The sequence below is a fragment of the Halonotius terrestris genome (assembly GCF_006861665.1).
In the GTDB taxonomy this organism is placed as follows: Archaea; Halobacteriota; Halobacteria; order Halobacteriales; family Haloferacaceae; genus Halonotius; species Halonotius terrestris.
Window position 1 is genome coordinate 222,819 of record NZ_RKLU01000003.1, and the last position, 6,942, is coordinate 229,760.

Annotated in this window: 7 protein-coding genes and 1 pseudogene (1 of these 8 cut by a window edge); 4 read left to right on the forward strand and 4 right to left on the reverse strand. The window is 65.2% G+C overall.

All coding sequences use genetic code 11. The features are described 5' to 3' along the window. Positions 1-22 precede the first annotated feature (22 nt). Complete coding sequence (gene arcS / locus EGH24_RS07815) at positions 23-1,786, reverse strand: archaeosine synthase subunit alpha (protein ID WP_142979606.1); 1,764 nt, start codon at positions 1,784-1,786, stop codon at positions 23-25. 81 nt (positions 1,787-1,867) lie between these two features. Here arcS and EGH24_RS07820 point away from each other — a divergent pair, with 81 nt between their 5' ends. Next, the gene (locus EGH24_RS07820; protein WP_142979607.1) at positions 1,868-2,323 is read left to right on the forward strand and encodes a pyridoxamine 5'-phosphate oxidase family protein; all 456 of its coding nucleotides are present in this window, start codon (positions 1,868-1,870) and stop codon (positions 2,321-2,323) included. A gap of 8 nt (positions 2,324-2,331) precedes the next feature. On the opposite strand, the gene tgtA is transcribed toward EGH24_RS07820, so the two are convergent. Beyond that, positions 2,332-3,816 carry a tRNA guanosine(15) transglycosylase TgtA gene (gene tgtA, locus EGH24_RS07825; protein WP_142979608.1) on the reverse strand — a complete coding sequence of 495 codons (1,485 nt, stop codon included), beginning with the start codon at positions 3,814-3,816 and terminating at the stop codon, positions 2,332-2,334. Between the two features lie 51 nt (positions 3,817-3,867). Next, entirely contained in the window at positions 3,868-4,527 is a 660-nt protein-coding gene (locus tag EGH24_RS07830) for a helix-turn-helix domain-containing protein (RefSeq protein ID WP_142979609.1), read from the reverse strand. Positions 4,528-4,613: 86 nt separating this feature from the next. Here EGH24_RS07830 and EGH24_RS07835 point away from each other — a divergent pair, with 86 nt between their 5' ends. Next, entirely contained in the window at positions 4,614-5,630 is a 1,017-nt protein-coding gene (locus EGH24_RS07835) for an NAD-dependent epimerase/dehydratase family protein (protein ID WP_142979610.1), read from the forward strand. Between the two features lie 8 nt (positions 5,631-5,638). Here the strand turns inward: EGH24_RS07835 and EGH24_RS07840 are convergent, their stop codons facing one another. After that, a complete protein-coding gene (locus EGH24_RS07840) occupies positions 5,639-6,184 on the reverse strand; it encodes an NUDIX hydrolase (RefSeq protein ID WP_142979611.1) in 546 nt (181 codons plus the stop codon). A gap of 100 nt (positions 6,185-6,284) precedes the next feature. Here EGH24_RS07840 and EGH24_RS07845 point away from each other — a divergent pair, with 100 nt between their 5' ends. Beyond that, positions 6,285-6,680 carry a universal stress protein gene (locus tag EGH24_RS07845; RefSeq protein WP_142979612.1) on the forward strand — a complete coding sequence of 132 codons (396 nt, stop codon included), beginning with the start codon at positions 6,285-6,287 and terminating at the stop codon, positions 6,678-6,680. 59 nt (positions 6,681-6,739) lie between these two features. Next, positions 6,740-6,942, forward strand: a pseudogene (gene pyrF, locus EGH24_RS07850) (orotidine-5'-phosphate decarboxylase); it runs 613 nt beyond the window's last position.

A 6,942-nucleotide genomic window follows, 5' to 3' on the forward strand; every position in this document is an offset into this window, starting at 1 on the left:
TCTCACGGCCGCGTCCCGGCTGCTATTTCTCCCGAACGTGCCGCACCGTGCTGGCGACGCCGCGNGTCGANNCNNCCATNTCCGGNCCNNNCATCTCCGCGCGGCCGACGGCGAACGCNNNCGGCCCGTCGATGACNACCTCGTCGCCNNNCCGAATNTCGTCGCTNGCGTCGANGANNCCNGGCGCGAGNACGCTNCCGTGGGGGACGAACCCCTCGATTTCGACCGTCTTGGTCGGCGCGTCGCTGTCGAGCCAGCGGTCGCCGCCGGCAAGCGTCATTGCCAGCAGGCCGTACTGCGGCACCATCGTCGCCAACTGGTCGCCGTCGTCATCGCGGACCTGCAGTTTGGGATAGCGGCCGGTCGTTTGGATGTCGATCTCGCCGAACAGCGCGTCGCCCGCCTCGGGACCGAACTGGTAGTCGGCGATGGCTTTGATCGTGTTGTGCTGGCGTTCCCGCTTGGAGAATTGCAACTCGCCTTCCAGCGCGCCCGCGAGGTTCGCCAGCGAGTCGGTATCGGTCGGGTGGCCCTCAACCGTGTACTCGAAGTCGAGATCGATCTCCGGGGCGGCCTCGACGCGTTCGACGATATCGCGGTAGCCGTGGTCGGGAACGTGGGCGATGACGCGGGGGTAGTCGTTGCGCCGGAGATACTGCCGGAGCACGCTGGCGACGAATTCTTTCTCGTCTTCGGACCAACGCCCCGTCACAACTGAGTCGTAGTGTTGGGCGGGGTACGTTAATTCGAGTTCCGGCGGGACNACGCCGATGGGCGAGGTCATNGAGACGNTGTGGCCNCGGTAGCCAATGGCGTCGTGGAACTGGCCGTGGCTCTGGGAATCGCTGTAGGGCTTGCGAGCCGAACACGGCACGAGCACGAGCGGATTATCGAAGCGGTTGCGGTAGCGGCTCGTTACGCGCTCGGCGAACCGCTGGATTTCGACCCGGCGGATCGTATCGCTCGTCGCCGCCGAGATCTCGCTGGTCCGCATCACGGGCGTTCGGCTTTCGAGATAGCTGTACTGATCGTCGAACTCGCGGAACGCGGCGGTCAGCCAGTTGTCGTGGCGGGCTTGCCCCTCGATGTAGTCCCGCAGCCGACCCGCCCGGATGCGCTCGCGGACGCGCCGCAATTCGGCATCAAGCGCGGCGACGTTGTGCTCGATGCAGTCCTCGCGGTCGAACTCCTCGCGCGGTTGCTGGCAGGCCGGGCAGCTACAGGGGAGTTCGTCGAGATCCTCGAGAAACGCTTCGTTGTCGCTGGTGAGGTACTTCCCTTGGCTGCCTTTGACCTTCGCCAGTTTGGCATCGAATCCATCGACGCCGGCGTAGGCCAGCAGGGCGACGTTTCGCGGCGTCGCAACCCCAGAGAGAATCAGTGCGGTATCAGCCGGCAGCGCGTCCTTCGCGCTGATGATCGCGTCTTTGAACCCTTCGCCGTGGCCGACGAACCCAGAGGCGTCGCTCAGGATGTAGGCGTCGGTTCCCTGTTCGGTGGGGGTGTCGCTGGCGACGACAGCAGCAGTCGGAAAATCGGTGTCGCCGTGCTCGGTCCCGAAGGCCTCCTGTACCTCTTCGCGCGCCCCGGCCGGCAGCGACCGGTGGGGGAGGATCGTTACCACGGACTCGTCGCCGTCGGGCACCTCGCGGTCGGCGGCCCACAGGCTCCCGCTATCGACGAGTACGTCGTCGAGGCGGGCCGGCGTCGTCACCGGCTCGGTGAGCCGCAGCTCGCCGATCCGGGCTGGCCCGTCCCGGTCGAGGACTTCGAAAAACTCGGTCATAGCACCCCGTCGGCTGCCGACGGTGAACTATCTTGCCTTTGCGGTCCGAGCGTTTTTCGAGCAGCCGCTCGTTGAACCGACATGGATCGTCTTTCCGGTGCGTGGGACGCCGCCGAAACCGAAGCCTTCCTCGATTCGGCGACAGTGCCGCTTCGCCTCTCCTGTCACGCCAACGGCGAGTCGCTGTGGATGCTCTCGCTGTGGTTCCTGTATCAGGATGAGGCCTTCTGGTGTGCGACCAGCGCGAACGCCGATGTCGTTGACTATCTCGCTGACAACGACCGCGTTGCGTTCGAGGTCTCGACCAACGAGCCGCCGTACAAGGGCGTTCGCGGCAACGGCACCGCGACCGTCGAGCCCGACTCGGAGAAAGCGTTGCTTCGGGAGCTCTTGGAGCGATATCTCGGCGGCACCGATTCCGATCTTGCCGACCGGCTATTGTCGCCTGAGCGCGACGAGGTCACAATCCAGATCGATCCCAACCGGCTGTACACGTGGGATTTCACCGACCGGATGGCCGACGTGACACCGGAATAGTCGTTCTGCTATCGGTCGTTGATTTCCTGCAGTGATTCGACCGTCACCTGGTCCGGCACTCGATCAACCGCATCCTGGTGCCAGTCGTCGATAGCGAGTGTAAACGCGGTATCGGGATTAGCCTCAACGAGCGCCCGGACGCCGTCGGCCGCGGCCACCTGTCCCGCGCGGTCGGGGCGGTCTGGGACGGTCGCCGTGAAGGGATAGCTCTCCGAAAGGGCTCGCGGGAAGGGACCGAACGGGGCGACGACGCGCCAGGCCTCGTCGTAGGTGTCGCCGTCGGGCGCGCCACCCTCAGTCAGCAGCAGCCGGTCGGGAACCGCCAGCCGGTCGAGTCGCTCGTGGTGTCGCCGGACTTCGGGCCGGCGCGCGCTTTCGGCGGAGGTGTGGAAGAACGTGCCCTTCGAGACGGGATCTTCGGTTTCGAGTTGGTCGGCGTGATCCAACAGCGCGCGGTAGCCGTCGTACATCGCCGGGTGGCCGCGGGCGCGGCGTTCGACGAGTTCGAGGAGATTGCCGCTCCGGATCGCCTGTTTGATCCGGCGAATCTCCTCAAACGTGACGTGGAGGTTGTGCTCGGCGAGCAGCCGGATTCGGGTGTCATCGTCCTCGCTACGGAGATCGGCGGGCGTTCGCTTGCTACAGATCGGACACGAGCAGGGGAAGTAGTCGAGATCATCAAGCTGTTGGGTGCCGGCGACCGTCAAATATCGGCCGGCGCGAGCGTACAGCGCGTAGGCGGCCGAATCGAAGAGATCACAGCCCATGGCGACCGCCAGTGCGAGCATCATCGGGTGGCCCGCGCCGAAGAGATGCACCGGGCAGTCCGCGCCGAGGCCGCGTTTCGCAGCGGCGACGCCGGTCACCATGTCGTCGTAGCGGTAGCTGTTCATAAGCGGGACGACCGCGCCGATCGGGAACACATCGAGATCGGTGCCGGCCGCGTGGGCGGCGGCGTCCTCACGGAGGTCAGGGTAGGTCGAGCCCTGTACCGGCGCGTTCAGGAGCATCTCGCCAACGTCGATGGCTTCGGCGTCAGCGAGAGCCTGCTGAGTTGTTTCCAACTCGCGTTCGGCCTGCTCGCGGCTCACGTCCGGCGGCGTCGGGATGTCGACCGGTGTCCCGATGTCGGAGCCGATGGCGTGTTGGAACTCGATGATCTCCTTCGTCGTCACCTCGACATCGCTGTACTCCGAGAGTTGGAACGAGCCCGAATCAGTCATGATCGCGCCGTCGAAATCGAGCATCTCGTGGAGTCCCTCGTCGAGGGCCTGCTCGCGGAGGGCGTCGGTCTCGCGGATGATGTAGGAGTTCGTGATCAGGATCTCGACGCCGAAGTCGGCTTCGAGGCGGGCAGGCTCGATAGTGAGCCGGTTTGGATTAATGACCGGCATCAGGGCGGGCGTCTCGACGGTGCGGTCGGCCCGCGGGACGTCGAGCCGGCCGATCCGCCCCGCGGCGTCGGCGTCCCGGATCTCGAAGTGGTCGCGCATTACCCCTCGCTACCGCGGGCTGGTCGGTAAGGATTGCGTTCGGGGTCGGCGTCAGGTTCCGACCACTGCGTGGATGAGTTTCGATTCGGCCTTGCGGAGGTGTTCGGCTGCCGTGCTTGGCGCACAGTCGATCGCTGTAGCGACGTCCTCGTGGCTTGCCGTCCGGGGAATATCGTAGTATCCCAGTTCGACCGCTGTCCGTACTGCCTCCCGCTGTCGTTGGCTGAGTTGGCTTTCGGCCGTCAGCGCCATCGATTCGAGCCCGGTTACGGCTTCGATGCTGACATCGACTGGCTCCGTGACGTGGTCGATCGCGGTCTGAATCTCCTCATCAGGCCCGAACAGCGAGACCGTCACGGTTCCGTCCTCGTGGTAGCGGATCGGCGGGGCGACGACGATGCCGCTCCGCGTGATCGGCGCGAAGAGATCGTCCAATCCCTCGGTCGTCGCATCGCGGATGTAGACGTAGAACCGTTCGCGGCCGGCCGGCACGATCTCGTAGCCGAGCACTTCGGGAATCGTTTCGACGGCTGCCGCAAAGGCGTCGGCATCACCGACTGCGTAGTGGAGGATGCCCAGCGCGTCGCCGGTGAAGTTCCACTGCAACGCCGTCGATCGCTTGATGAAGTCAGCGTTCGCCCAGATATCGTACATCGGGTGGATGGCTCCCTCGTCGCCGCCAGCGGTGAGCCGAATCCGGACGTGCTTCATATCGGCTGTCGTCGGCACGGCTCAATTTAAAACCGCCGCATGAATCCGGCAGCACGGTTTCACTACACACGGCGTAACGATGCTGTATGCGTGTGTTCATCACCGGCGCAACCGGCGTCCTCGGGCGTCGACTCGTTGAGCAACTCACCACCCACGGCCACGACGTGGTCGGGCTCGTCCGCGATGCCGACGGCGAAGCCGCTGTCGCCGACCGCGGCGGGACGCCCCGCTACGGCGATGTTCTCGAACCCGACTCACTCGACGCAGCCATGGACGACGGAACCGAGGTCGTGATCCACGCGGCAACGGCGATTCCGGCCTCGACCAAACCGAGCGAGGAGGAATGGGCACACAACGACCGCGTCCGTACAGAGGGTGCGAAGAACGTCCTCAGTACACTTCCCGACAGTGTTGGCCACGTGTTGGTGCCGAGTGTGGTCTGGCTTGCCCGCCAACCGGACGGCGCAGCGTTCGACGAGACAGCCGAGCGGCATCCCGACAGAGCCACCCGCTCAGCCGCCGAACTGGAGGACCTGCTGCTCGACCGCGCCGCGGAATCGACGTTCGAGGCGGCGATCCTCCGGTGTGGGTTCTTCTACGCACCGGATGCACGGGATACGCTTACGTGGGGGAAACAGCTGCTTGAGGGCGATCTCCCCATTGTCGGCGGTGGCCTGCTCGGCCGCCGTGACGCCGAGTTGTCACTGGTTCACGCTGTCGACGCAGCGCGGGCCTTCGTCGCCGCCATCGAGCAGGAAGCAACCGGGAGCTACCACATCGTCGACGACGAGCCAGTAACGCCCGCAACCCTGTTCACCGCGTTCGCCGAGCGGTTGGACGCCCCCGAGCCGGGACGCATCCCCGGCTGGCTGGCCCGGTTTTTCATCGGCAAAATCGCTGCCGAGACGATGACACACCCGATGCCGACGACCAACGAGAAAGCCACACGCGAGTTGGGCTGGGAGCCGGCGTATCCGACCTATCGAGAGGGCCTCGATCAGATCATCGACCAGTGGGAGCGCGACGGGACGCTCGCGGAGTTGCGCAGTGACACACCGGTCGAGGCAGTCCCTTCGGTTGAGCCCACAGTCAGTACCTCTTGAAAAGCCGGCTATCGCGTCGTCAGTTCGTACTGCAGCAGCGTCAGTGCCGACCGACCGTCATTCAACTCATCGCTGACGACGCTGTCGAGGTAGTCGTCGTAGTCGACCACATCGACGCGGATGCTCTCGTTGTCGTCGAGTTCCTGTTCGCCCGTCGGCTCGCAGCCGTGGGCGACGAAGTGGTGATGCACCGAGTTGGCGATGCCGTTGGACGGCTCGGTCGTCAGTAAGTGTTCGACCCGGTCGGCCTCGTAGCCCGTCTCCTCGCGGAGTTCGCGGTGGGCCGCGTCGACGGTGTCCTCGTCGCCTTCCATCGAACCGGCTGGCAGCCCGTGGTTGACGCGGTCGACGGCCTGTCGCCACTCCTCGATGACGACGACGTCGCCGTCGGGCGTCAGCGGCAGAATCACGACCGCTGGCGACTCGTCGACGTAGTGGTAGTCCGTCTCGGTACCATCCGGGAGTCGAACGTCGTCGCGGCGGATCTCGAAACCGGGACACGTGTAGTCGATTTCGGTATCGAGCGTCTCCCACTGGAGGGGGTCCTCAGCCATACGTGACCGTTGCTCGGTGGCCGCTAAACGGCACCGGTCTCCGGTGTTCGTCGCCGCGTCGTCAGTAAGCGTTTAGCCGCTCAGCGACATCCGGACAGCCATGACAACGTTCGTCGTTGCGACCGACTCGGTCCATACCAGCGCGGCCCTCTGTGACTATCTCTTCGACCGCGTCGACGAGGCCGACACCGTCTACGCGATCAACTCACTCCACGACGACGATCCGGAAGCGAGCCGCGACGGCAAGGACGCGCTCAACGCCGTCGCCTCGCGGCTGGCCGCGGTGACGACCGTCGAAACCGAGCAGTTCAGCCGCGGCAACGTCCCTGCCGAGGATATCCTCTCGTTTTCCGACGAGGTCGATGCCGACGAGATCGTCCTCGGCGTCCGAAAACCGACCGAGACGAGCAAAGTCGCTATCGGCAGCGTGACCGAGCAGGTCTTGTTGCACTCGGATCGTCCGATGGCTGTCGTTCCCCGCGAGTTGGAGACCTGACGCTGGCGGCCACCCGAGACACGAAAGACGCTTGAGGGTCGCCTGCGACCCTTCGGCAAATGGCGACTGCCTTCTTCGACCGTCTCGCCGACCGCATCGCCACCGTCGACAGCGTTGTCTCGGTCGGCCTCGATTCCCAACTGGATCGCCTACCCGAGCACCTACAGGACCACGACCTCCCGCAGTGGGCGTTCAACCGTCGGATCATCGACGCCACCCACGAGCATGCGGCCTGCTACAANCCGAACGCNGCCTTCTACGA